Origin of the sequence: Serratia plymuthica NBRC 102599 (genome assembly GCF_001590925.1) — a bacterium.
Lineage (GTDB): Bacteria > Pseudomonadota > Gammaproteobacteria > Enterobacterales > Enterobacteriaceae > Serratia > Serratia plymuthica.
The window spans coordinates 208,836-233,785 of the sequence record NZ_BCTU01000003.1; the positions used below are offsets into that span (position 1 = coordinate 208,836).

27 protein-coding genes are annotated in these 24,950 nt (G+C 56.0%); 13 read left to right on the top strand and 14 right to left on the bottom strand.

From position 1 onward, the window contains the following. Positions 1–14 precede the first annotated feature (14 nt). From SPL01S_RS02945 to SPL01S_RS02965, 5 genes are all read right to left on the bottom strand, one after another. Complete coding sequence (locus tag SPL01S_RS02945; RefSeq protein WP_006327427.1) at positions 15–353, bottom strand: DUF2002 family protein; 339 nt, start codon at positions 351–353, stop codon at positions 15–17. Positions 354–455: 102 nt separating this feature from the next. Further along, a complete protein-coding gene (locus SPL01S_RS02950) occupies positions 456–1,646 on the bottom strand; it encodes an MFS transporter (protein WP_063197500.1) in 1,191 nt (396 codons plus the stop codon). Between the two features lie 378 nt (positions 1,647–2,024). Further along, complete coding sequence (locus SPL01S_RS02955) at positions 2,025–2,447, bottom strand: hypothetical protein (protein WP_063197502.1); 423 nt, start codon at positions 2,445–2,447, stop codon at positions 2,025–2,027. Further along, entirely contained in the window at positions 2,440–3,144 is a 705-nt protein-coding gene (locus SPL01S_RS02960; RefSeq protein ID WP_063197504.1) for a hypothetical protein, read from the bottom strand. Before SPL01S_RS02960 ends, SPL01S_RS02955 begins: the two co-directional genes overlap by 8 nt. Before the next feature lie 238 nt (positions 3,145–3,382). Next, positions 3,383–4,396 carry a helix-turn-helix domain-containing protein gene (locus tag SPL01S_RS02965; RefSeq protein ID WP_063197506.1) on the bottom strand — a complete coding sequence of 338 codons (1,014 nt, stop codon included), beginning with the start codon at positions 4,394–4,396 and terminating at the stop codon, positions 3,383–3,385. Positions 4,397–4,541: 145 nt separating this feature from the next. Between SPL01S_RS02965 and SPL01S_RS02970 the strand changes: the two genes are divergently transcribed. Next, on the top strand, positions 4,542–5,579 hold the full coding sequence (locus SPL01S_RS02970) for an alpha/beta hydrolase family protein (RefSeq protein WP_063197508.1): 1,038 nt from the start codon (positions 4,542–4,544) through the stop codon (positions 5,577–5,579). On the opposite strand, the gene SPL01S_RS02975 is transcribed toward SPL01S_RS02970, so the two are convergent. Continuing rightward, positions 5,539–6,435, bottom strand: coding sequence for a LysR family transcriptional regulator (locus SPL01S_RS02975; RefSeq protein ID WP_063197550.1), 897 nt, complete (start codon positions 6,433–6,435; stop codon positions 5,539–5,541). The genes SPL01S_RS02970 and SPL01S_RS02975 overlap by 41 nt on opposite strands. Before the next feature lie 106 nt (positions 6,436–6,541). Here SPL01S_RS02975 and SPL01S_RS02980 point away from each other — a divergent pair, with 106 nt between their 5' ends. After that, on the top strand, positions 6,542–7,924 hold the full coding sequence (locus SPL01S_RS02980) for an MFS transporter (RefSeq protein ID WP_063197510.1): 1,383 nt from the start codon (positions 6,542–6,544) through the stop codon (positions 7,922–7,924). Beyond that, a complete protein-coding gene (locus SPL01S_RS02985; protein WP_062791793.1) occupies positions 7,921–8,301 on the top strand; it encodes a DUF4440 domain-containing protein in 381 nt (126 codons plus the stop codon). Before SPL01S_RS02980 ends, SPL01S_RS02985 begins: the two co-directional genes overlap by 4 nt. Positions 8,302–8,495: 194 nt before the next feature. Here the strand turns inward: SPL01S_RS02985 and asr are convergent, their stop codons facing one another. Further along, entirely contained in the window at positions 8,496–8,951 is a 456-nt protein-coding gene (gene asr / locus SPL01S_RS02995; RefSeq protein ID WP_063197512.1) for an acid resistance repetitive basic protein Asr, read from the bottom strand. Between the two features lie 229 nt (positions 8,952–9,180). Here asr and SPL01S_RS03000 point away from each other — a divergent pair, with 229 nt between their 5' ends. Next, on the top strand, positions 9,181–9,489 hold the full coding sequence (locus SPL01S_RS03000) for an ElaB/YgaM/YqjD family protein (RefSeq protein ID WP_004953729.1): 309 nt from the start codon (positions 9,181–9,183) through the stop codon (positions 9,487–9,489). Positions 9,490–9,552: 63 nt separating this feature from the next. On the opposite strand, the gene pdxR is transcribed toward SPL01S_RS03000, so the two are convergent. Beyond that, complete coding sequence (gene pdxR / locus SPL01S_RS03005) at positions 9,553–10,989, bottom strand: MocR-like pyridoxine biosynthesis transcription factor PdxR (protein WP_063197514.1); 1,437 nt, start codon at positions 10,987–10,989, stop codon at positions 9,553–9,555. 97 nt (positions 10,990–11,086) lie between these two features. Here pdxR and SPL01S_RS03010 point away from each other — a divergent pair, with 97 nt between their 5' ends. The 5 genes from SPL01S_RS03010 (at position 11,087) to nrdF (ending at position 15,556) form a co-directional block, all read left to right on the top strand. After that, positions 11,087–11,518 carry a carboxymuconolactone decarboxylase family protein gene (locus SPL01S_RS03010; RefSeq protein ID WP_063197516.1) on the top strand — a complete coding sequence of 144 codons (432 nt, stop codon included), beginning with the start codon at positions 11,087–11,089 and terminating at the stop codon, positions 11,516–11,518. 282 nt (positions 11,519–11,800) lie between these two features. Further along, positions 11,801–12,037: a glutaredoxin-like protein NrdH gene (gene nrdH, locus SPL01S_RS03015; RefSeq protein WP_006327451.1), complete on the top strand. Its 237-nt coding sequence runs from the start codon at positions 11,801–11,803 to the stop codon at positions 12,035–12,037. An 8-nt stretch (positions 12,038–12,045) separates the two neighbouring features. Further along, positions 12,046–12,450, top strand: a complete 405-nt coding sequence (gene nrdI / locus SPL01S_RS03020) for a class Ib ribonucleoside-diphosphate reductase assembly flavoprotein NrdI (RefSeq protein ID WP_004953744.1) — start codon at positions 12,046–12,048, stop codon at positions 12,448–12,450. Beyond that, a complete protein-coding gene (nrdE, locus tag SPL01S_RS03025) occupies positions 12,432–14,576 on the top strand; it encodes a class 1b ribonucleoside-diphosphate reductase subunit alpha (protein WP_073972016.1) in 2,145 nt (714 codons plus the stop codon). Before nrdI ends, nrdE begins: the two co-directional genes overlap by 19 nt. Before the next feature lie 8 nt (positions 14,577–14,584). Beyond that, positions 14,585–15,556, top strand: coding sequence for a class 1b ribonucleoside-diphosphate reductase subunit beta (gene nrdF, locus SPL01S_RS03030; protein ID WP_020439663.1), 972 nt, complete (start codon positions 14,585–14,587; stop codon positions 15,554–15,556). A gap of 44 nt (positions 15,557–15,600) precedes the next feature. Here the strand turns inward: nrdF and SPL01S_RS03035 are convergent, their stop codons facing one another. From SPL01S_RS03035 to SPL01S_RS03050, 4 genes are all read right to left on the bottom strand, one after another. After that, positions 15,601–15,888, bottom strand: coding sequence for a type II toxin-antitoxin system RelE/ParE family toxin (locus SPL01S_RS03035; protein WP_062868341.1), 288 nt, complete (start codon positions 15,886–15,888; stop codon positions 15,601–15,603). After that, complete coding sequence (locus SPL01S_RS03040; protein ID WP_062868342.1) at positions 15,885–16,175, bottom strand: CopG family ribbon-helix-helix protein; 291 nt, start codon at positions 16,173–16,175, stop codon at positions 15,885–15,887. The genes SPL01S_RS03035 and SPL01S_RS03040 overlap by 4 nt, the downstream gene beginning before the upstream one ends. Positions 16,176–16,252: 77 nt before the next feature. Continuing rightward, a complete protein-coding gene (locus SPL01S_RS03045; RefSeq protein ID WP_013814226.1) occupies positions 16,253–16,450 on the bottom strand; it encodes a DUF1289 domain-containing protein in 198 nt (65 codons plus the stop codon). Positions 16,451–16,522: 72 nt separating this feature from the next. Continuing rightward, on the bottom strand, positions 16,523–17,263 hold the full coding sequence (locus SPL01S_RS03050) for an SDR family oxidoreductase (RefSeq protein WP_063197518.1): 741 nt from the start codon (positions 17,261–17,263) through the stop codon (positions 16,523–16,525). 123 nt (positions 17,264–17,386) lie between these two features. Between SPL01S_RS03050 and SPL01S_RS03055 the strand changes: the two genes are divergently transcribed. Beyond that, a complete protein-coding gene (locus SPL01S_RS03055; protein WP_062868344.1) occupies positions 17,387–18,280 on the top strand; it encodes a LysR family transcriptional regulator in 894 nt (297 codons plus the stop codon). 27 nt (positions 18,281–18,307) lie between these two features. Here SPL01S_RS03055 and SPL01S_RS03060 read toward each other — a convergent pair whose 3' ends face one another. Next, positions 18,308–19,252 (bottom strand): MBL fold metallo-hydrolase, encoded by a 945-nt coding sequence (locus SPL01S_RS03060; RefSeq protein WP_063197520.1) that lies wholly within the window; start codon positions 19,250–19,252, stop codon positions 18,308–18,310. A 210-nt stretch (positions 19,253–19,462) separates the two neighbouring features. Between SPL01S_RS03060 and SPL01S_RS03065 the strand changes: the two genes are divergently transcribed. Further along, entirely contained in the window at positions 19,463–20,434 is a 972-nt protein-coding gene (locus tag SPL01S_RS03065) for a patatin-like phospholipase family protein (protein ID WP_063197522.1), read from the top strand. A 99-nt stretch (positions 20,435–20,533) separates the two neighbouring features. On the opposite strand, the gene SPL01S_RS03070 is transcribed toward SPL01S_RS03065, so the two are convergent. Next, positions 20,534–21,889, bottom strand: coding sequence for a 2-hydroxycarboxylate transporter family protein (locus SPL01S_RS03070; protein ID WP_063197525.1), 1,356 nt, complete (start codon positions 21,887–21,889; stop codon positions 20,534–20,536). Between the two features lie 326 nt (positions 21,890–22,215). Between SPL01S_RS03070 and SPL01S_RS03075 the strand changes: the two genes are divergently transcribed. Beyond that, positions 22,216–23,841, top strand: a complete 1,626-nt coding sequence (locus SPL01S_RS03075) for an ATP-binding protein (protein WP_063197527.1) — start codon at positions 22,216–22,218, stop codon at positions 23,839–23,841. Positions 23,842–23,893: 52 nt separating this feature from the next. Then, positions 23,894–24,580, top strand: coding sequence for a response regulator (locus SPL01S_RS03080; RefSeq protein ID WP_004953764.1), 687 nt, complete (start codon positions 23,894–23,896; stop codon positions 24,578–24,580). Positions 24,581–24,950: the final 370 nt, after the last annotated feature.

Below are 24,950 nucleotides of genomic sequence, written 5' to 3' on the forward strand. Positions count from 1 at the left end.
TGGCGGGGGATCGATTACAGGAACATGCTGTAGAGATAGCGCGAAAGCGCATCACGCGAGCTAAAGCCGTGTGGAATGCCATAACGCGCACTCGGGGCATCGCCGCTTAAATCCAGGGGAAATTCAAGGTACTGCTCGCTGGTGCGAATCGGCGAGGTCGGCGTGGCGAAATGCACGCTTTTCTCTTTCAGCGCAGGGTGGATCACCAGCGCCGTTCTGCCCATACGCGCTTCGCGATTCACATACACGTAGTGCTCACCCTTGCGGTAACCATAGGCTTGATCGGTGATATAATCACGTTCAAAGCCGGTATTCTCCAACACTCTAGCCACTTCATCCGGCCGTAAATACATCGATTTCTCCTCTCGTTCTGGACCGCTGAGCGACCTTACCGTAATCATGAGATGAAACAATAAATTTCTCGGTATGGATGTGGGTTTAGGAATAATCCTTAACTAGGTATTTGCTCGGTTCTGCAACAACAATCGCAGCGTCAGCAAGGCTCCCAGGAATACCATCAAGGCCGCCGCCAGGTAGATCGACGGCACGCCCATCCGGCTCATCAGCAAACCGGCCAGCGGCCCGGTGATCCCCAGCGCCAAATCGAGAAACGCCGAGTAAGTGCCAAGCGCGGTGCCCTGATTCTGCTGCGGCACCTGCTTCACCGCCTCCACCCCCAGCGCCGGAAATACCAGCGAAAAACCGGCACCGGCCAGCAACGCCCCGGCCTGCACCATCAGCGGATCATTGGCCAGCCAAATGAGCAACAGCCCCGCAATTTCAATCAGGAATGACGCCAGCGTAACCTTCAAACCACCGTGACGGTTAATGGTGTGGCTGAAAATCAGCCGGATTCCGACAAAGGCGCAGCTGAACAGCGTCAGCGAGAACGCCGCCCCGCTCCAGCCCTTATCAGCATAGTAGAGGGTAATAAAAGTGGCGATCACGCCAAAGCCCACGGTGCCCAGCGCCAACCCCAGGCCGTAGGTCCAGATGCGGCCAAACACCGCGCTGAAGGCAAGGCGCTTGCCGGCGGAGATCGACACGTTCGGTTTACCGCCCGCCAGCCACAGCGAAACCGCCACCGCCAACACGATCAGTGCCGCCACCCCGGCCAATCCCCAAAGCTGATTGAGATAAACGCCGAGCGGCGCGCCAGCCGCCATCGCGCCGTAGGTGGCCACCCCATTCCACGAAATCACCCGGGCGGTGTGCATCGGCCCCACCCGACCTATGCCCCACAGCGTGGAACCGGTGCTGGCGAAGCTTTCGCCGACGCCGAGAAACACCCGGCCGACGCACAGCAGGACCAGGCTCAGCAGCGGCAGGTCGTCGCACCAAAAGGCGACGGCGTAAAACACCCCGCTCACGCCGCAACAGGCCAGCCCGAACAACACCACCTTTTTCGGCCCGAGTTGATCGGCATAGCGCCCGGCATGCGGCCGGCTGAACAGCGTTGCGAAGTACTGCGCGCTGATGATTAACCCGGCCAGCACCGAGTTATACCCGAGATGGTTATGCACAAACCCCGGCAATACCGCCAGCGGCAAACCGATGGTCAAATAGCAGACGAAGGTAAACATCACCACGGACAAGATCCGCCGGTTAAGCTGGAAGGTGTTTTCTTTGGCACTGACTGCGGTCATCGAAGGCGGCTCGCATCAAACGGGGTAAACAACAGTGCTCAGCATACCCGGGGTTTGAGATCAAAGAGTGTGGAAAAACATGCTAACAGCGTAATCCACTGTTTTTACTGACAGAATAATTCAATGTAAAGGCAGTCACATGGAAAAGTGTTCTGCGCGATTTAAAAGAATGAAGATAATTAGCGCCCTGAGGTTGATGACATAGTGACAATATTGATTGAACGGTATGGGTCTACGCGTTAGACCCATATTCACCTGTTGATTATCAGGGCGATCGCAGCATGCAGCCCCTGCGAAAGGGTACCGGTGAAGGCTTTGTCAGCATTCTGAAGCCGTATTAACGGCTTATTCAGAAAGGAATCTTTGATAGCCTATTCCTCAGAAGTTGTAGATGACTGAGACTAATATGGCTTTAGGGCTTTCCAGGGTGCTTACCGTCACAATCTCGTGAGGATCTCTCCTCCGCCAACACACTGCTTCAATATGGCAAGTACCCTGCTTCTTGTATCCCATAAGATTCAGATAATCCTCGACCTTGCTGGAGTCGTCGGTGTCATAGTATCTGACTGCATATACGAGTGATGCAGGGCCAGTTATATTTGCAAAGTCAAAATCATAATGGGACGAAATCCGTGGCATTTCTCTCAGTATGTCAGGAGTATAAAAATCATATTCCCGTCGATCTTGCTCGGTGTAGTGAGCGCTTCCAGCGAATTCCATTACGATGTAAGGCCAGACATAGGTCAGCGCAACGACCACAACGATAATTACACCACTGAGCACCTTAAGTGACTTACGCATAGGGTAATGTTCCCCCTTTAGCTGCGTCCATATATGAACCATCAGCGCTGGCGATACCCACTATCCCCGAATGAAAGTCACTCCATGGCCTGACTGTCTGCATGAAGTGAGGAAGCCTACCTTTACACGGTCTGGCGTTAGGGAATTTCTCAGGATCGGGGAATAGAAGTGGCAAAAAGGAATCGTTTTTCCAGGAGCCAATTTTCCCGTAATAATCCCATCTTTTCAGCGCCTCAGCTTTGCTGACCGGACGCAGCATCTCAAAGGGATTCTGAATGGAGACAACACGGTAAAAACCCAGCAAATCCGACACCAGATCTTCTCCGCTGAAGCCACTGTCTGTAACGCTATTGATGGGGAATGATGCCTGCAACCCTTCAAACTTCCGTGCCAGTGACATCATCATTGCCAGCGCTATGCTTCTGCGTTCGAAATACGAACGGCCGCGTTTAATACGCCAGGTAATGAATTTACCTATTTTCATCGTTCTGGTCGGATCAATCATAGACTGCGAATAGGTAACGTCGTAGCACTCCTGGCCTGATAACTCTCCGGAATCAATACTTCGCAGCAGAGCTCTTATATCAGTACCCTGCGCATGGCCGAGATCAATCCATCCGAGCACTTCCGTATAAACCAACCCATATGGAACCCGTGCGGCTATTTTTCCATCAATGATATCACTTCGTTTACTCATCCCTGATTTCCCTTCCTGTTAAAAATGCGATTGCATATTATTTACTCACCTCAAAATACGCGATCGTATTCAGTTGCACACTTCCTCTGTGCTGGGTCAGCATACGCTCCCGTTTCCAGAGATACCTGCGAACTAAAACAGCAATAAAAACAATAAAACCGTTTTTACATCATTTGACCTCAAATCCATACCCCCGCGCGATCCGATCATAAATATGAGAGTTATAACGAATTATTATTTAACTAACCTTTTGCTGCCTGCGCCATTCGCTCGGGCTGACGCCCTGGATACGCAGAAACTCACGGTTAAAATTCGATTTGGTGGTAAACCCGGCCCTTTGCATGATATCCGTCACCGGATCGTCGCCGGCCAGCAGCCACTGCGCTGCCTGACGAATACGCAGTTGGTTCACATACTGCGACACATTCATCCCTGTATGCCGGTTGATGGCCTGGGAAACGCGCCGCGCCGGTAAGCCTGCCTTGCGCGCCAGCCGGGCCAGATTCAGCTCAGGCTCCAGATAAAGATCATCCTGCCGCAGCCGGTGTTGCACCAGACCGAACCACTCCGCCAGCCGCTCTTCGTCTTCCGCGACGCTGTCAGGCGGCTCAGGCACTCTTTCTGTCGGGGTTTCCGAAGGCCGACTGCGGGACAGCACCAGACAAATGCTCAACGCCACCAGCAGGTTGTCGAAGGTCGCCAGCATCGCGGCATGTCGTCCCTCGAAATAAGCGAAATCAAGCACAATCACCCCTTCAGCCACCGCTATCGCCACCAGCAATATCCCCAACCCGCGCCACAGCCGATAGCTGAGCCAGCTTTCCGCCAGCGGCACCTGTTGCAACGCATTTTCGCCGCGTCGCAGCGCGTACAACAGGGCAGCGCCGTAGCCGAGATCGGTGACGACGATCAGTATATCCAGCCAGAACGGAGCCAAGAGGCTTGCCAGCAGCGTCAGGCATAACGGCGTCAGGTGCCATAGTTCACGCCACCTCAGCCTGCCCTGAGTGCTGACAAGAAATGCCAGATAGGTCAGCGGCGGTATCGCCACCGCACCGAAGGGTTGCAGCCCGTTGAACTGCGTCAGTCCATAGCCGTAACGCAGTCCCACCAGCAGGCTCTGCCAGGCGCATAACAGCAACAACAGCTGAAACACCCAGCGCCGCGCCTGCGGCCGGCCAAGGCGGTACAGCAACCCCAGACACAGCAGGCCAAACAGAAAAGTGACAGGAATAAGCGGCATCGGCGACATCTTGTTGTCTTCATTCGGGATCTGCAGTGTAGGACCTTAAACCTGTCAAAACAATTATTTAACGACCCGGATCGCGATCGAGGTCGCCGGATTAAGCGGCAAATGCCAGCCTTCTGCGTATTGACATACATCTTGAGGAGTAAAAATGAAAAGAGCGCTGTTTCTGTGGTTGCTGCTGTGTGGAATGGCTAACGCCGCCACTTACCGGGTCGCCACACACGATGAGGTATTTCAGGCCGGTACACGCCAGTTGGCGAGCCGTATTTATTACCCGACCTCAGCCACCGGCGCACCACAGTGGGTCGGGGAAAACCCGGTGTTTACGGGCATCGAAAGCCAGCCGGATGCACCGGTGGCAAAGGGCCGTTTCCCGTTGATCGTGATCAGCCACGGCAGCGGCGGCAATAATGCGAGCCAGGCGTGGCTGGCGGCAGCACTGGTTCAGCAAGGTGCCGTGGTGGTAGCGGCCAATCATCCAGGCAGCACCACCGGCAACTCAATTCCTGCGCTTTCCGCCCAACTGTGGCTACAGACCGGCGATATTTCCGCATTGATTGACGCCATGACCGACGATCCCCGCTGGCGCCAGTCAATCAACCGTCAGGCGATCGGCGTTATCGGCCACTCCAAGGGCGGCTACAGCGCCATTGCCGCCCTCGGCGGCCGGATCAGGTTGGCCGATTTTATCGCCGGTTGTCGACAACGCCCTCAGTCACCTGACTGCCAATTCTATACTCGGGCAAAGGTAGAACTGGCCCAACTCCCCGCCGGGCAGTTTGACGCCGACTACAGGGACCCGCGCATCCGCTTTGCCGTCGCCCTCGATCCCGGTATGGCGCCCTATCTGCTGCCAACCAGCCTGCATCGGCTCGGTGCGCCGCTGCTGATCGTCGAACCGCAACGCTATTTGCCAGGCAACCGGCAACAAAGCCTTGGCGGCGCGGCGCTGGCCACGTACGCCGGGCAGCAACCGATCCGCGCGCTCAAGCTGACCGGCGGCAATCATTTTGATTTTCTGCCGCTTTGCCGGCCCAACGGGCGACAAATACTGGAGGAAGAAGGCGACGGTGAAATGCTGTGCGCCGCTTCCGGCGAACAGCGCGAAGCGGTACACCGGCAAACGTTGGCGGCTATCCTGGCGTTTATCCGCCCGTGGCTACCTGCTCACGCAGGAAATCAATAAACGCCCGCACCTTTTCCGGTACGTGGCGAGTATTTGGGTACAACGCATAGATGCTCTGCGCGGGAAACTGGTGGTCCGCCAACAGCGCGCACAGCTTGCCTTCGGCGATGGCCGGTCGTACCAGCCATTCGGGCAACAGCGCTACCCCGGCGCCATGCAGGGCAAACGCCAGCAGCGCGGCGGCGCTGTCGCCCATCAGCGTGGCGGCGTCTTCAACCTTGAACAGCACCGCCTGCCGCTGCGGGGTGATCACCTGCCAGCTCAGCGGTGAACTGAGGCGGCTGTGGGCGATCCACTGCGCCTGCGCCAGTTGCGTCAACGAGCCGACCGGGTGGCGGGCCAGATAATCCGGCGCCGCGACCGGCAAAATGGCAAAGCTGTCGATTAGCGCGGCACGGTGGCTGGAGTCCGCCAGTTGCCCCAGCCGAATAGCCACATCGAACCGTTCCGAAATCAAGTCGGCATGATAAGAGGAAGAAACGTGCTGAATGCGCAAACGCGGATGCAACTGTGAAAATGCCGCCAGCGCCGGCACCACCACCTGAGCGCCGTATTCCGGTGTGGTGGTGATGCGCAATACGCCGCTCAATCCGTGGTGATCGCGGCGTACATCGTCCAGCACGTTTTCCGCATCCTGCAACAGCCGCAAACACCGCTGATAAAATCGCTCGCCGGCATCGGTCAGCGCCAGCCGCCGGGTGCTGCGCACCAGCAGCGACACGCCCAGTTCGCTCTCCAACTGTTTGACATTGAAACTCACCACCGCCTTGGTTTGCCCGAGCGTCACCGCCGCAGCGGTGAAACTCCCGGCGTCCACCACTGCCACGAAAATAGCCAACCGTTGCAGGTTAAGCATGCTGCCGCCCTTTATTGTCAAAATATTTTTGACAGTGTAATCGTCCTCAGCCGATTTATCCGCACTTTCGTCACCGCTACACTGCCAGCCTTCAACCGGAGGCTCCATGCCCTATCGCATCAAAGTCGCAATCGTCTATCTGCTCGGATTTTTCGTCGATCTGATCAACATGTTTATCGCCAACGTCGCCTATCCGTCCATCGGCCATGCGCTGCACGCCTCGGTCGGCGAACTGGCCTGGGTCAGCAACGGCTATATTCTCGGCCTGACTCTGGTGATCCCACTCAGCGCCTGGCTGGCGCAGCGCATTGGCGGGCGGCGGGTATTTTTGCTGTCGCTGACGCTGTTCATGCTGGCGACCGCAGCGGCGGGCTATGCCGGCTCAATCGGCGAGTTGATTGGCTGGCGGGTTATACAGGGCATGGGCGGCGGGCTGCTGATCCCCATCGGCCAGACGCTGACTTATCAGCTGTATCGCAGCCATGAACGCGCCGGGCTTTCCGCCGCCATTATGCTGGTCGGCCTGCTGGCTCCCGCGCTGTCACCGGCGCTGGGTGGGCTGATTGTCGATAGGCTCGACTGGCGCTGGGTCTTTTTCGCCAACCTGCCGCTGGCGGCCCTGGCGCTGCTGCTGGCCGCACTTTGGCTGCGCGCCCAGGCCCCAGATCCGCAGCGCAAACCGCTCGACGTCCAGGGGCTGCTCAGCGCCTGCGCCGCCCTGACGCTTCTCCTGCTTGGCCTGACTCGATTGGGGGAGGCCGACAACCTGTTGCAGGGCTTGCTGTTACTGGCCGGCGGCGCGCTGGTGCTGGCTCATTACCTGCGGCGCAGCCTGCGCATCGCCCAGCCGCTGTTAAATCTGCGGCTGGTACAGGATCCGCTGCTGCGTACCTCGATGATGATTTATCAGTGCATTCCCGGCCTGTTCATCGGCGTTAGCCTGGTCGCCATGCTGTATTTGCAAAATCAGCTGGGCATGCGCGCCGCGCAGGTCGGCGGCCTGATGCTGCCCTGGTCGCTGGCCTCATTCCTTGCCATCACGCTGACCGGCAGGAAATTCAACCGCTTTGGCCCACGGCCGCTATTTATTGCCGGCTGCCTGTTGCAGGGGCTGGGTATTCTGGCGCTGTCGCAGATTGCCCACGCCGCGGATCATGGATGGCAAATTAGCGCCTTTGCCCTGATGGGCTTTGGCGGCAGCCTATGCAGCAGCACCGCACAGAGCAGCGCGTTCCTGCATATCGCCGATGAGCAGTTGGCGGACGCCAGCGCGCTGTGGAATATCAATCGCCAACTCAGTTTTTGCCTGGGCGTCGCGCTGCTCAGCCTGTTGCTCAATCTGCTGCTTGAACATTTTCCGCCAATTGTCGCTTATCGAAGCTGTTTTTACCTTGCCGCCGCCAGCACGCTGATCCCGCTGCTGCTGTGTCTGCGCATCGCTAATCGCGCCATCGTGCGCCGTCTCAACGCTCAACAGGAAACCTCATGAACCGATATTTTACCGAAGTGATCGACGCTCACGCCGCTATTGAAAACTGGCTGGAAAAAGGAGCGGGTGACGAGCAAGCGCTGCTGGCGCGTTTTGATCCGGCCTTCAGCATGATTGCGCTAAACGGCGGCAGGTTGGACTTCACCGCATTGTGCGCGTTTTTCCGCGCGCATCGCGCTGCCAAACCGGGCCTGGAAATCGCAATAGAAGAAATGACGTTGGTGGCCGAATGGCCGACGGGGGCGGTAGTCAGTTATCGCGAAAGGCAAACGCTGCCCGGACAGGCAACCACGCTGCGTAACTCAACGGTCGTATTTGAACAGACCCAAAGCGGTCTGGGCTGGCGGCATCTGCATGAGACCCCCCTCGCACAATAATCACAGGAAACCGTCGGCCAGAAACAGTTCCCAGGCGACGATCAGCCCGCACAGGGTGACGGCGCTGAAAATCACTTCAAACAGATAGCGATTGATCATCATGAGATAGCCCTCAAAGAAAACACCCGGCGGACCGGGTGTCTGAATACTGTCTGGATCATGCGGCGCCTTCAGGCCCCGCATTTTTCACTCAATTAAGCGGCTGGAGTAGCGGCTTTTTTGGCAGCTTTGTGGTGTTTTTTAGCGGCCTGAGCTTTCTGTACTGGCGCTTTGTGGTGTTTTTTAGCAGCCTGGGCTTTCTGCACTGGTGCTTTGTGGTGTTTTTTAGCAGCCTGGGCTTTCTGAGCTGGCGCTTGCTTGGTGGCTTTGTGGTGCTTTTTAGCAGCCTGAGCTTTCTGAACAGCGGCTTTTTTGTGGTGCTTTTTAGCGGCCTGAGCTTTCTGAGCTGGGGCTTTTTTGTGGTGCTTCGCTTTCTTGTGATGCGTTGCTTTAGCTGGTGCTTTCTCAGCAGCAGCCGGCGCAGCGGTAGTAGTGGTGGTGGTTGCAGCCGGAGTGGTAGTTGCTGGAGCAGCAGCTGCAGTATCAGCAGCGAAAGCAACAGAAGACAGACCCATGGTAGCAGCAACGATCAGGGCTAATACTTTTTTCATCTTTAAATCCTCAGAGTGTTTTTTCGGTAAGCCCTGTTGGGCCGTTGAAACAGATACTAGAGGAATCGATGGGCTGCTTCCGTGAGTGATTGGTTTCGCCGCGTAACCAAATGTACAAGCGGTAACGGGAGCAATGAGCCCCCATCCGCGTGCGGTTTTTTCCGTGATCGCCAACACAGTTTGAAACATGGTCTATACTTAATAGACATGTGTCGAAACGGAGAGTCGAATGTTTAGGAAATCTGAAAAAGTAGAACGCGACATCGATCAGGACGTCACCCTTCTGGCAGACACGCTGGATGAGGTGCTACGCGAATCCGGTGACAAGACCAAAGAGGAGCTGAAAGAGCTGCACAGCAAGGCAAAAGGCGTATTACGCGATGCACGTGCCCGCTTCAATGGTTCCAACAGTCTGACACAACACGCACGCGACGCCGTCGATCAAGCCGACAGCTATGTACGTGACAAACCTTGGCAGGGCGTAGGGATCGGGGCCGCTGTTGGCATCGTCCTCGGCGTTCTGCTGGCCCGGCGTTAACACCCCTTGCAGTTATAAAGATAAAACAGATGTGCGTCTGGCCCACGGGAAACCGTGGGCCGTTTAATTTCCGCCGTTGAATAACCTGGCCAGTCTGGCCACCGCCCGTTCCGCATCCGTCCGCTGTGTGAAGTTGGCAAAGCCCATTAACAGCCCCTCTCCTGAAGGGTGAGTTATCTGCCAATCCGACAACGCCTGCAGCGACAGCCCTTCCTCCCAGCCGCGCTGTGCCAGACGCTTATCCTGCCCCGACGACGTTGTCAGGCGAGCCAACAACTGAATGCCGCCCGCCTGCGATGCCACCGCAAGATGCCCGCTCAACTGTTGCTCGAGCGCCTGCGCCAACCATTCACGCCGCTGACGATAGATAGGCCGCATTCGCTTCAAATGGCGGTAAAAATGCCCCTGATTGATAAAGTCCGCCACGCCGGCTTGCATCAACGGCGGGCAACCGCAGCCCCGCAGCCGGCTGCTGTGGCTAAAGGCCTCCACCAGTTCGGCAGGCACCACCAAATAAGCCATCCGCAACGCAGGAAACAGGGTTTTGCTGAAGGTGCCGGCGTACAGCACCCGTCCCTGGCGATCGAGGCTTTTCAGCGGTGGCAACGGCCGGCCGTGATAACGGACCTCACTGTCATAGTCATCTTCAAGGATCCACGCCGCGCGCTGCTGCGCCCATTCCAACAGCGCCACACGCCTGGCCAGGCTGAGCGACACGCCCAGCGGGCTTTGATGCGTCGGCGTCAACACCGCCATGCGTGCGCCTGGCGCGGCGCTAATACCGGCGGTGATATCCATCCCCTGATCGTCGACCGGCACCGCCACTGGCCGCATGCCGGCTGCGCGAAACAGCGGCAGCGTCACCGGATACCCCGGATCCTCAAGCCACACGTCATCACCCGGCGTTAACAAGGTGCCGATAACCCGATCCAGCAACGCCTGATAACCGGCGCACACGAAGACCTGCTCCGGCCGGCAGTTGATGCCCCGAGAAAGATGCAAATAATTGACGATGGCCGCACGCAGTTCCGGCAGGCCATTGGTGGACGGATGCGCCAGCGATGCCGTGGTACCGGTGCGCAGCTGGCGAGCGACAATTCGCTGCCACAGCGCACGCGGAAAGGCGTCCAGCGCCGGTAGCCCCAGTTGAAACGGCGGCATCATTCCGTTCGGATGCAGCGAGTTCGATACCACCGCCGGCAAGGGTTCCGCCACCGGTGCGGCGCGTACCGGCAGGTTAGGCAACTGCGGTGAAACATAGGTGCCCGCCTGCCCCCGGCTCTGCAAAAAACCTTCGGCAATCAACTGAGCATAGGCGCTTTCGACGGTGGCACGCGCTACGCCCAGATCGCTCGCCAATCCACGCACCGAAGGCAACCGGCTGCCCGCCGTCAGCGCCCCCTGCGCAATAGCGTCTTTAATACGCAGATAAATCTGCCGGTACAGCGGCTCGGCAAGCTGGTTATCCAGCCGCAGGGAGGAAAGAAATTGGCGCATCATGGCCCGGTTAAATAATCATTTTATGGCCCTATAGCATAGTCCATGTCGCCGCTAAAGTAGCCCCCATGATTTTGCTATCCGCTAACTGAGGTTGACCATGATTAAGCAACGATTGAAATACGCCGAACTCTCTGCCGCCCCCTACAAAGGCCTGGTAAGTGCGCTGATGGCGCTGGAGAAAGGCGCACTGGACAAGGCGACTATCGAGCTGATGTTTATGCGCGTCTCCCAAATCAACGGCTGCGCCTTCTGCCTGGAGATGCACGGCAAGGCACTGCGCGAGAGCGGCATCAGTAACGACAAACTGGACCAACTGGCGGGCTGGCGCGTCAGCAATGCATTCAGCGAGCGCGAACGCGCGGCGCTGGAGTGGGCGGAATCCGTGACCCTAATAGCCACTACCGGCGCACCAGATAGCGCATTTGAGGCGTTGCAGGCGCACTTCAGCGACGCAGAAATTGCCGATCTGACCTTCGCCATCAGCATCATGAACGCCTTTAACCGCCTGGCCGTCAGCATGCGTCAGTAACCAGACTGTACTTCCCCCTCTCCTTGCGAGAGGGTTCTCTCCCACCGGAATACCCTCGAAATAAATTTTACGCCCCCAGATCCAGCCCCACTGCGGCCTTAACGAAAAAATCATCAAAACACCATATATAGCGTGGTTGATAAATAAAATATCAACATATAGTATCCAGCTTATCCGGTGTCGGTATAATTTGTCGCTGGGTAACGCCGTCAGAAACGCCGTTCAATGCTCCGTTATCTGACCTGTCCGCCTTTCCTTCACCTTAAAAGGTAAATGCGAATCATGAGCATTATTATTTACAGTAAACCGGACTGTGTCCAGTGCAACGCCACCTATCGCGCCTTTGATCGACAAGGCATTGACTACCAGGTGATCGATCTCACTCAGGATCAACAGGCGCTTAACCATGTTAAATCTCTGGGTTATCAGCAGGTTCCGGTGATTATCGCCGGTGACGATCACTGGTCAGGTTTCCGCCCCGACAAGATTGGCGCCCTGGCCCACGCCCTCGCGTCCTGAGGCCCGCCATGCACCCGTTGGTTTATTTCTCCAGCAGTTCGGAGAACACCCACAGGTTCGTTGAAAAACTGGGCTTGCCGGCGATGCGCATTCCCATCGCCGGCGCGCGCAGCAAATTGCTGATGGAAGAACCCTATATCCTGATTGTGCCCAGCTATGGCGGCGGCAGCGCCGTGGGGGCCGTGCCAATCCAGGTGATCCGTTTTCTCAACGATCCGCAGAATCGCTCATACCTGCGCGGCGTTATCGCCGCCGGGAATACCAACTTCGGCGCAGCGTACGGCATTGCCGGCGACATCATCGCCAAAAAATGTCAGGTGCCTTTTCTTTACCGCTTTGAGCTGCTCGGCACCACGCAAGACGTTGCAAACGTTCGACAGGGAGTAACCGCATTTTGGCAACGACAGAACTGACCAGGCCCGCCTCCGGCGCGCTGGATTACCATTCGCTCAACGCGATGCTCAATCTTTATGATGCCGAAGGCCGTATCCAGTTCGATAAGGATCGGCTGGCGGCGCGGCACTATTTCCTGCAGCACGTGAATCAGAACACCGTGTTCTTTCACAATCTGGAAGAGAAGCTGCGCTATCTGGTGGAGGAAGGTTATTACGAGCAGGCGGTGCTGGCGCAGTACGACTTCAGCTTTATCAAACAGCTGTTTCAGCAGGCCTACGCCAAAAAATTCCGCTTCGAGACCTTCCTCGGCGCCTTCAAATACTACACCAGCTATACGCTGAAAACCTTCGACGGCAAACGTTATCTGGAACGTTACGAAGACCGCGTATGCATGGTGGCGTTGACGCTGGCAGCGGGGGATACCCAGCTTGCGCAGGATCTGGTGGAAGAGATGATTTCCGGCCGTTTCCAGCCAGCGACGCCAACCTTCCTCAACTGCGGCAAACAGCAGCGTGGCGAGCTGGTTTCCTGCTTCCTGTTGCGCATCGAAGACAATATGGAGTCGATCGGCCGGGCGGTGAATTCCGCGCTGCAATTGTCGAAACGCGGCGGCGGTGTGGCGTTTCTGCTGACCAACATTCGCGAAGTGGGCGCCCCCATCAAGCGCATTGAAAACCAGTCTTCCGGCGTCATCCCGATCATGAAAATGCTCGAGGACGCCTTTTCCTACGCCAACCAGTTGGGTGCGCGTCAGGGAGCCGGCGCGGTGTATCTCAATGCGCACCACCCCGACATCCTGCGTTTCCTCGATACCAAGCGCGAAAACGCCGACGAGAAAATCCGCATCAAGACGCTGTCGCTGGGGGTAGTGATCCCGGATATCACCTTCGAACTGGCCAAAAATAACGAAGAGATGTACCTGTTCTCGCCTTATGACGTTGAGCAGGTGTATGGCGTGCCGTTCTCGGAAATCAGCATCAGCGAGAAATACCGCGAGATGGTGGATGACAAGCGCATCCGCAAATCGCGCATCAATGCCCGCGAGTTCTTCCAGGTGCTGGCGGAGATCCAGTTTGAATCAGGCTACCCGTACATGATGTTCGAAGATACGGTCAACCGCGAGAACCCGATCGCCGGGCGCATCAACATGAGCAACCTGTGTTCGGAAATTTTACAGGTCAACCGCGCCAGCACTTATCACGATGACCTGAGCTACGATCGGGTGGGCAAGGACATCTCCTGCAACCTCGGTTCGCTGAACATCGCAAAAACCATGGATGCGCCGGACTTCGGCAAAGCGGTCGACACCGCCATTCGCGCGCTGACCGCCGTGGCCGACATGAGCGATATTCGCTCGGTGCCGTCGATCGCCGAAGGCAACCGCAGTTCGCACGCCATTGGCCTGGGCCAGATGAACCTGCACGGCTATCTGGCGCGTGAACGTATCTTCTACGGCTCGGAAGAAGGCATCGACTTCACCAATATCTATTTCTATACCGTGGCTTACCACGCCATCCGCGCCTCAAACCGGTTGGCGATCGAGCGCGGCAGCGCGTTCGAAGGCTTCGAGCATTCCACCTACGCTTCCGGCGACTACTTCACCAAATATACCGAACGGGAATGGCTGCCTCGGACCGAACGGGTTCGCACGCTGTTCGCCGATGCCAATATCGCCATCCCAGGCCATGAAGAGTGGCTGGCGCTGCGCCAGTCGGTGATGATGCACGGGTTGTATAACCAAAATCTGCAGGCGGTGCCGCCGACCGGATCTATTTCCTACATCAACAATTCGACCTCCAGCATTCACCCGATCGTGTCGCGCATCGAGATCCGCAAAGAGGGAAAAATTGGCCGCGTGTACTATCCGGCACCCTATATGACCAACGACAACCTGGAGTATTACCAGGATGCCTATGACATTGGTCCGGAAAAGATTATCGACACCTACGCCGCCGCCGGCCAGCACGTCGATCAGGGGCTGTCGCTGACGCTGTTCTTCCGCGATACCGCCACCACCCGCGATATCAACCGGGCGCAGATTTACGCCTGGCGTCAGGGTATCAAAACCATTTACTACATCCGCCTGCGCCAGATGGCGCTGGAAGGCACCGAGGTGCAGGGCTGCGTGTCCTGCGCGCTGTGAGGCAACTTATGACTATTGTTAAACCGGCGCCGCTGGTGCGCGCCATCAACTGGAATAGCATCGAAGACGATAAGGATCTGGAAGTCTGGAACCGTCTGACCTCCAACTTCTGGCTACCGGAGAAGGTGCCGCTGTCGAACGACATCCCTTCCTGGGCCACGCTGACGCCGAAAGAACAACAGCTGACCATCCGCGTGTTCACCGGGCTGACGCTGCTGGACACTATTCAGAATACCGTCGGCGCGCCGGCACTGATCGCCGATGCTTTGACGCCGCACGAAGAGGCGGTCTATTCGAACATCGGCTTTATGGAGGCGGTGCACGCCCGCTCTTACAGTTCGATTTTCTCCACCCTGTGCCAAACGCCGGACGTGGACGATGCTTACCGCTGGAGCGAGGAGAACCGCGCGCTGCAAAAAAAAGCCCACATCATTCTGGCCCACTACCGCAGCGACGATCCGCTGCTGAAGAAGGTCGCCAGCGTGTTTCTGGAATCCTTCCTGTTCTATTCGGGCTTTTATCTGCCGATGTACTGGTCGAGCCGCGCCAAACTGACCAACACCGCCGATTTGATCCGCCTGATCATTCGCGACGAAGCGGTGCACGGTTATTACATCGGCTATAAATTCCAGAAAGGGCTGGAGAAAGTTGACGCCACGCGCCGCCAGCAGGTGAAAAATTTCGCCTTCGATTTGCTGCAGGATCTGTACGACAACGAGGTGCGCTATACCGAGGAACTGTATGACGGCGTGGGCTGGACGGAAGACGTGAAAACCTTCCTGCACTACAACGCCAACAAGGCACTGATGAACCTGGGCTATGAAGCGCTGTTTCCACCGGCGATGGCGGAGGTCAATCCGGCCATTCTCTCGGCGCTGTCGCCTAACGCCGATGAGAACCACGATTTCTTCTCCGGCTCCGGTTCGTCTTACGTGATTGGCAAAGCGGTCAATACCGAGGATGAAGATTGGGATTTCTGAGGGGGTTGTCGCGATATCGGCCTGCAAGGGCCGGTATCGCGCTATTAATGGCCCAGTTCTTTCTGGCTACGGATCGCCAGAACAAATACGGTATCAATGTCAGGAATATATTTGTAGAGAGCCACATATCCGCGAGCTTGCTGACCGATAATCAACTCACGCTTTCCCGCCCCAAGCCCTCTGCCAATTAACGGATTATGTTCCAGTACCGCAATCGCCTGAATAATTTCCTGAATTCGCAGTCCGGCATCTGCAACCTCGTAATGTGTCAAATGGGCGAGAATACGCTCAATATCATCCCTGACCTCTGGCGCCAGCTCGACTTTTGTCATCCGCGTCCCAACTTTTTAACCGAAGGTTTGGTGGCCGCAATATCCCCCGCCACATAGTTTTCCAGATAACCACGCATCTCCTGCCAAGAGAGGGTCTCACCGGTAGCGATAATCTTGGCGTAACGTTTTTCCGCTTCATCTTCAAAATCGCGACGCAACTCTTCGCGCTGAGTTTTCTCTGCAATTGCCTGCAGAATAAAGTTATGCGAAGTCACACCGGCTTGCTCAGCCACGGCCGCGACTCGAGCTTTAAGTTCTTCAGGTAGACGAATGGTGGTGGTTGGCATAGTCATAAACCTCAGCGCTGACAGAGCGAATGTAGCTCAATTGTGCTACATCAATAGGGGTTACTCAATAGCCTTGTCTATTTATTCATCTCCGCACGCAGCCGGAGGCGTTGCCAGATGGCGCGTTTCTCCTCGTCGTTGGCGGTTGGCCAGGCGGCGATTTCATCCAGCGTGCGCCAACAGCCCCGACACCACTGCTTATCGGCATCGATCCGACAAAGGGCGATGCAGGGCGAGCGAACGCCGTCGTCCCCTGAGTTATTGTTACCCGCCATAAAACACCCCCTAAATTTGCCCGCCACAGGATACCCGATCCGGCAACGGGAAACCGCGAACTTTGCGCAGGATCAGATGATGCCGCCGTTGGCGCGCAGGGTTTGACCATTGACCCAACTGCCGTCGGCACCGGCCAGGAAAGATACCGCTGCGGCGATATCCTGCGGTTGGCCCAGGCGTTCCAGCGGCGCCATCTGCGCCAGACGCTCGATCAGATCCGGCGTTTTGCCATCCAGGAACAAGCTGGTGGCGGTCGGCCCAGGCGCAATCGCATTGACGGTAATGTTGCGGCCGCGCAGCTCTTTCGCCAATACGCTGGTCAGCGCTTCGACGGCGGCTTTGCTGGCGGCATACATGCCGTAACCCGGCTGCAATAACCCCACCACGCTGGATGAAAAGTTAATGATGCGCCCATTGTCACGCAAACGCCTTGCCGCTTCGCGCAGTGTGTTGAAGGTGCCTTTCAGGTTGATGTCGATAAGGCGATCGGCGTCGGCATCGCTCATTTCCGCCACAGGTGCCAGAGCAATCACTCCGGCGTTATTCACCAGGATATCGACGCCGCCGAAAGCTTGTTCGGCGCGGTCAAACAGTTGGGCGACAGCGGCTGCATCGCTGACGTCGGCTTTGGCGCTCAATGCACGGCCGCCGTTTTGTTCAATTTTACGTACCAGCTCATCCGCCAATGCCTGGTTGCCCGAGTAGTTGACGATTACGGTAAAGCCGTCAGCGGCAAGGCGCTCGGCAATGGCGGCACCAATGCCGCGAGAGGCCCCGGTCACAATGGCGATTTGCGGGTTGCTGTCGTTCATCTTCTCATCCTCTTCGGGTAAACGTCGGCAGGCTTGCCGGCGTGGAGTGATCATGCACCTTTCGCACCAGCGAATAATTACCTAAAATTCGTTATCACTATCCGAAGTAAACGAACAATAACGATGGACAGAATTGATGCCATGCGCCTGTTCACCCGCGTGGTGGAACAGCGCAGTTTTACTCAAGCCGCACAGGATATGAACCTGCCGCGTTCGACGGTGACCGATGCCATCAAACAGCTGGAGGCGCGGTTACAGGTGCGACTGCTACAGCGCACCACGCGCCATGTCAGCCCGACGCTGGATGGCGAAGCCTACTATCAGCGTTGCCTGACCATTCTGGCGGATATCGAAGATGCCGAGATGGCGTTTGCCGGCGCCAAGCCGCGCGGGCTGTTGCGCATCGACGTGCATGGCACGCTGGCTCGGCACTTTCTGCTGCCGGGCCTGCCCGATTTTTTGGCACAGTACCCGGATATCGAATTTTACATGAGCGAAGGCGACAGACTGGTGGATCCGGTGCGGGAAGGCATCGACTGCGTGGTGCGTGTCGGCAAGTTGAAAGACAGCGATATGGCGGCGCGCCGCTTGGGGGAGCTGGAAGAAATCACCTGTGCCGCGCCGGAATACCTGCGGCGCTTCGGTACGCCGTTGAGCCTTGATCAACTTCAGGGGCACCGCATGGTCGGGTTCCGCTCCTCGGCTACCGGCGCGGTGATGCCGCTGGAGTTTAACGTCAACGGCCTGCCGCAGCAGGTGACATTGCCCAGTACGGTGTCGGTCAGTGCGGCGGAAAGCCTGGTCGCGGCGGCGCGCATGGGGCTGGGCATTATTCAGGTGCCGCGTTATCACCTGCTTGACGATTTGGCCAACGGCAGCCTGCTGCCGCTGCTGCCGCAATGCCCCTCCACACCGATGCCGGTTTCGCTGCTCTACCCGCGCAACCGTCAACTGTCGCCACGGGTGAGGGTCTTTATCGACTGGTTCAGCAAGGTTTTTGCCGCACACAATCAATAACAAGCCGCCTGTTCGGCGGCCTGCGATCTACAAGGCGCCGTAATCCAGCGGCACCCAGCTGTAGCCTTCCCCCTGCTTGTTCAGGTAACCCAGCCCAGGGAACGACAGGTGTGCGGCTCCGACCAGCTCACTTTGTCGGGCGCTGTCGCCAAACACCCGCAGTCGTTGCGCGACCGCCGCTTTGGCGTCACTGTCGAAACTGATCGCCACCTGCGGATGGGCAAACTGTACTGCGGCCACGTGGATCAAATCGCCCATCAACAGCAGTTTTTTACCCTGGCTGGTTACCTGATAAACGCTATGACCCGGCGTATGGCCGTGGGTGGCAAACGCGGCAATGCCCGGCGACAGCTCGCCGTCGTTGCTGAAGGGTTTGAAATGCCCGGCGGCCTGATAAGGCTTGATCGCCGCTATCGCGTTTTCAAAACTGGCCTTATCTTCCGCCTTCGCTTGTTGCAGGTGTTTTTCGCTCAGCCAAAAATCGACATCCTGCTGCGAAGCGCGCACTAAGGCATTAGGGAAACGCGCGCGGCCGTTTTCCGTCAGCCCGCCCAAATGATCCGGATGCATATGGGTCAGATAAATTTCATCTATCTGTTCCGGCTGGTAGCCTGCCGCCCGAAGATGAGCCACCAGTTGATCCAGGCCGTCACCCAACAGCTTACCGGCTCCGGCGTCGATCATGACAAGCTTGCTGCCGGTGTTGATCAGATAGGCGTTGACCGAGGTGACCACCGGCAGGCTCTGATGATGTTCAGCCAGGCCCTCGGCAATTTGTTGTGGCGTGCTGTTGAGCAGCAGTTTATCCACCGGCAGACGGATCACGCCGTCGGACAAGGCCGTAACTTCATAACTGCCCAGCATGATGCGATAAAAACCCGGTGAAGGCGTTTTTACCTGCGGTGCAGCGGCCGTAGCCTGCAACGCCATAACCGCCAATGCCGCACCTAACAGATAACGTTTCCAGAACATGATGACTCCTTGTGTGATTAGACAGCGGTAAGTATTACCCCATAACCGCCGATGCGCCTACACAACAAATAAATTTAAATTATATCATTAAAAAAAACATATTTAATTTGAATACTTTTGTCTGAAACGCCACACAACCCCAATCAATATTTAATAAAACGCGAATCCGTTATTTTCTTTACTCACCCAAACAACGAGTAAGGAATTATTATGAAATATCAATTTGAAAATCTGGTGTTTGAAGGCGGCGGCGTAAAAGGTATCGCTTATGGCGGCGTTTTGGATCTGCTGGAAGCCAAAGGCATTATGCCGCAGATCAAAAAAACCTCCGGGGCTTCGGCCGGTGCAATCGCCGCACTGCTGGTGGGCCTGGGCTGCAGCGCCGCTGAGGTCACAAAAATTCTGTCCGACATGGATTTCAAGAAATTCCTCGATTATAACGGCGGGTTTTTTGGCTCTATCTACGATGCGCATCGCCTGTTTAATCAATATGGCATTGCCCCTGGCGATTATTTTTATTCTTGGTCGCGTAATATTATCAAGCGATATACCGGAAATGCGGATATTACTTTTGAGAAATTTGAAGCATTGAAAGAAACGAAAGGATTTAAATCCCTCTACTTTATCGGCTCCAATTTAAACAGCGGGCTGCGCGAGGTGTATTCCCACCAAACAACGCCGCGCATGAAGGTGGCAGATGGATTGCGGATCTCCATGTCATTCCCCTTTGCCTTTGTCGCTAAAAACAATCAGCTGGGCGATCTGTGTATCGATGGCGGCACCATCGATAATTATCCGGTACGGATGTTCGATTACGACTTCACCGCATCGCCGCCCTATATCGATGTCACCACGCAACAGATCAATACCCGAACCCTGGGTATTCGTCTGGACTCCGCCAACGAAATCGCACAGGCGGCAGGCCAATCGGTCAATAAAACCGCCATCAATAACCTGTGCGATTTCACCCTGGCGGTGGTCAACACCCTGCTGGATATTCAGACCAAGGTGCATCTGGACAGCGATGACTGGAAGCGGACCGTTTACGTAGACACCCTTGACGTCGGCACGCTGGATTTCGCCATCAGCGAAGCCAAAAAGCGCGCACTGATTGAATCCGGCCGTCAGGGTGTAGAACGCTATTTCGCCTGGTATGACGCGGCCGTCAAACAGGCGGCGTAACCGGTAATCCCCCGCCCGCTCGGCCTGAACGCCGAACGGGCAAAAAAAATCCCCGCGGGGGCGGGGAAAGGCAAAGAAATGCTAAGGTCTTATTAGTTGTTATGAGAAAAATTTCGCCAGTACCAGCAGGGAGAGCGAGACGTTAATCGCACCGCCGATACGGGTGGCAATCTGGGCGAACGGCATCAACGACATGCGGTTGCCGGCGGTAAGAATAGCGACATCACCGGTGCCGCCCTGCCCGCTCTGACAGCAGGAGACAATCGCCACATCAATGGGATGCATACCAATTTTCTTGCCGACGAAGAAGCCGGTCGCCACCAGCGCGCAGACGGTACTGACAATCACCACCAGGTTCTGAAGGGTGAAGGCGTTCACCAACTCCTGCCACGGGGTGATTGCCACGCCAACGGCAAACAGGATCGGGTAGGTCACTGCGGTGCGGAAGAACTTATATACCACCTGTGAACCTTCCTGAATGCGTGGCGACACGCCATGCGCCAGCTTCACCGCCACGGCGGCAAACAGCATGCCGACCGGCGCGGGCAGGCCAATCATGCGGTGCAGCAACATCCCCACCATGTACAGCAAAATAGCCAACAACGCACCGCAGGCCAGGGTGCTGACGTCTACCTTGCCGCTGATTTTATCCACGGCGGACATGTCGCTGTCACCTTGTTTGCTTGGCATCAGGCTGCCTTCGCCAGTCAGATGCGGATAGCGTTTGCCGAGTTGGTTGAGCAAGCCGGCAAGGATAATGGCGGTCAGGCTACCGAGCATGACGATCGGCAGAATGCGGCCCAGCGCCACGCCCTGCTCCATATGCAGGATCGCCGCGTACCCCATCGACAGCGGTATCGCGCCTTCGCCGACGCCACCGGCCATGATCGGCAGGATCAGGAAGAAGAAGATCTGGAAGGGTTCAAGCCCAAGCGCCATGCCGACCGCCATCCCCACCAGCATGCCGACAATCTCACCGCACAGCATGGGCGCGAAGATCCGCAGGAAACCCTGAATCAGCACCTGACGGTTCATGCTCATAATGCTGCCGACGATAATGCAGCAGATATAGAGATAAAGAATATTGGTCGACTTATAGAATTTGGTGGTCGATTCCACCACCACGTCCGGCAGCAGACCATAATGCACCAATGCGGAAGGGATAAAGGTGGCGCAGATCGCCGCCGCCCCCATTTTGCCGATCAGCGGCAGACGTTTACCAAACTCGCCGCAGGCAAAGCCAAAGAAAGCCAGCGTGGCGACCATCACCACGATATCGCTCGGTAATTTTCCTTCCAGGCAATCCAGTAAAATAAGTACGCCGGCCAGAATAAAGAACGGTAACGGAATAATCCCTACTTTGTAATTGTCCAGTATGTGCCACCATTTTTCTCTCAGCGGTATTTCAGCCGTTTTGTCTTTGGCGACGAGGTAAGAATCATCTGTTGTGCTCATAATCTGGCCTCTTATTAGTTTGTTCAGCCATCATAGAGAAATGCACGGTTTAACTGCTGTGATTTTGTTCAAAATAAAAAAGGGTTTTTAATGGTGGTTATGGTTTCTATGGCGTTAATTGTAGTTATGTAAAATCAGTCATGGTTTTAATGGTGTTAATGTTATTTTTTATTTAAAACTTATCCGTTTTATCGCAGCCATTGAATAACGATGCCCGGTAAGCATAATCCCGTGTCTGCGATCACAACTTGATCGGACGCAATATTACATTAACCGCGACTCATGATAGGGTAAGCGCTCAGGAACTCTCACGGTGAACCCCGGCCATGCGCGTAAAACTCTCATTTCAAATCAAGCTGTTCCTGTGCCTGGTCGCCTTCTCCTGTCTGCTGCTGACGTTGATTGGCGCTTACACCTACCATCAGTTGGATGCCCAGTTGCACCGTGACCTTGGCGCGCGGGCGCAGGTGCAGGCGCGGGAAATAGCTCTGATCCCCTCCCTGGTCAGCGCCGTGGAAAAAAACGACCCTGAGCAAGTCGCCGCGCTGATGAAGAAAATACGCGCCAGCAGCGATGCCAGTTATATTGTCATCGGCGATAATCGCGCCCGACATCTTTACCATTCCGAATACGCCGATCGCTTCGGCACCCCGATGGTCGGTGGCGATAATAAAGAAGTGTTGGAAGGGAAAAGCATTATTTCGTTCCGCAAAGGCGGCATCGGTATTTCATTGCGCAGCAAAGCGCCGATACTGGATGAAAATAATCACGTCATCGGCATTGTTTCGGTTGGCTATCTGAAGTCACATATCGATAATTTGAATGCCAGAACCCTGACGCAGATCGTCGGTTTTATTGTGCTATTGTTAATCGCCCTGTTTATTTTTTCCTGGCTGTTATCGAAAAATTTAAAACGCCAAATGTTCTGGCTTGAGCCCAAAGAAATTGCGTTGCTAGTGCGCCAGCAAAAGGCTCTGCTGGAAGCGATCTACGAAGGCGTGATTGCCGTCGATCCCCAACTGCGCATCATTACCATCAACCACGCGGCGCGTGAACTGCTGGATCTGCGGCAACCCGCCAGCACCTTGATGGGCCGTGAAATCGGCGAAGTGATCCAGTCGCAGCCGGACTTCTTCGGCGCGTCGCAACTGGGGCACGACACGCACGATGAGGTTTGCCGCTTCAACCACGTGCGGGTGATCGCCAGCCGGGTACGTATTATGCAAGAAGAAGTGCTGCAAGGCTGGGTGATCAGTTTCCGCGACAAAAATGACATCAATACCCTGAGCAGCCAGCTAAGCCAGGTAAAGCGCTACGCCGACAACCTGCGCATCATGCGCCATGAACAACTGAACTGGACCGCCACCCTCGCCGGGCTGCTGCATATGCAGCGTTACGACGAGGCAATCCGTTATGTGGAGGCTCAGTCGGAAGGCGCGCAAGAGATCCTCGACTTTATCTCGCAGCGCTTCAGCTCGGCCGCGCTGTGTGGCCTGCTGTTGGGCAAATACTCCAGCGCAAAGGAAAAAGGCGTCGAGCTGCGCTTTGATCCCGCCTGCCAGTTGCGGCAGATCCCGGCGGCGCTGAATGAAACCGAACTGATGTCGATCATCGGTAATTTGCTGGATAATGCGGTAGAGGCTACGCTGCATTGCGACGCGCCGCACGAAGCGGTAGAACTCTATATCAGCGACAGCAGCAATGAGCTGGTGATTGAAGTGGCCGATCGCGGTACCGGCATTGCTGCGGAGGTGCGCGATACGCTGTTTGAACAGGGCGTCACCACCAAAGACGACAAAGGCGACCACGGCATCGGCCTGCACCTGGTCGCCAGCCACGTGGCGCAGGCGCACGGCAGCATAGAAGTGTCGGACAACGATCCGCACGGCGCCATATTTTCCTTGTTTATCCCCTATGAATTTCAGGCCGCAGGCAACAACGCCGAGGTTTGAAAGACGACGGATAGAGACCTAAAAACCTTATAACAGTCTTGAGCACCCGATTATGCAACACGAAGCACTGGATGTTTTGATCGTGGAAGATGAGCCACAGTTGGCAACGCTGCACGCAGAGTTCATCGAGCAGAACTTTGCTCTGCGGGTGGTGGCTTATGCCGCCACGCTGGCCGAAGCCAGGGCCAAAGTCAACTCGCATCAGCCGCGGCTGATCCTGCTGGATAACTTTCTGCCGGACGGCCAGGGCATTGAGCTGATGGAAGAGCCGGCGGTGAAAAACCCCGGGTGTTCGGTGATCTTCATTACCGCCGCCAGCGATATGCATACCTGTAGCCAGGCGATCCGCAACGGCGCCTTCGATTACATCATCAAACCTGTGTCCTACAAGCGGTTGCGTAACTCGCTGGAGCGTTTTATGCAGTTTGTACAGACCCAGCGCAGCTTTAAGGTGATAGACCAGAGCAGCGTCGACGCGCTATATAACCTGCAATCCAAACAGTTTTCCAGCGAACCGAGCGCCAAAGGCATCGAAGCCAATACGCTGGAGCTGGTGCAGGCTCTGTTTATCAACCGGCCGGAGATCGCGCACGCGGTGGAAGACGTCGTCGAGCAGGTCGGCATCAGCAAAACCACCGCCCGACGTTACCTGGAATACTGCGTCGCAAACCAATTCGTGCGCGTGGAGATGATGTACGGCAATATCGGCCATCCACGCCGCCTGTATCGCAAAGCTTAAGCTGCAATATGGCTGTCATATAAGGGGGATACACTGCTTGCGACGATATCCCCCTCGATATCGGCACCTGTCGTTGAATACTGATGAAATACTGATGACTTTTACCCGGCCTATGGTCGGGTTTTTTATTGTCTGAACGGCAGCCTACAGGGGAAATAAAGAGAGATTTTTTTGCCATTATTCCTGTGAAATATCACCTTTCAGCAAGAAATATAATTCAGAAACATCCTAACAATAATTTAACGTGGGCCAAGCTACCATAACTAATCGACAGGCCGATGTAAACCGCCAATATTCTCATTCCGGGACATTGAGGGTTGTCTCAGAACTTCACTGTGTTAGGGTATAGGCGACTATTATTTTCTATTAG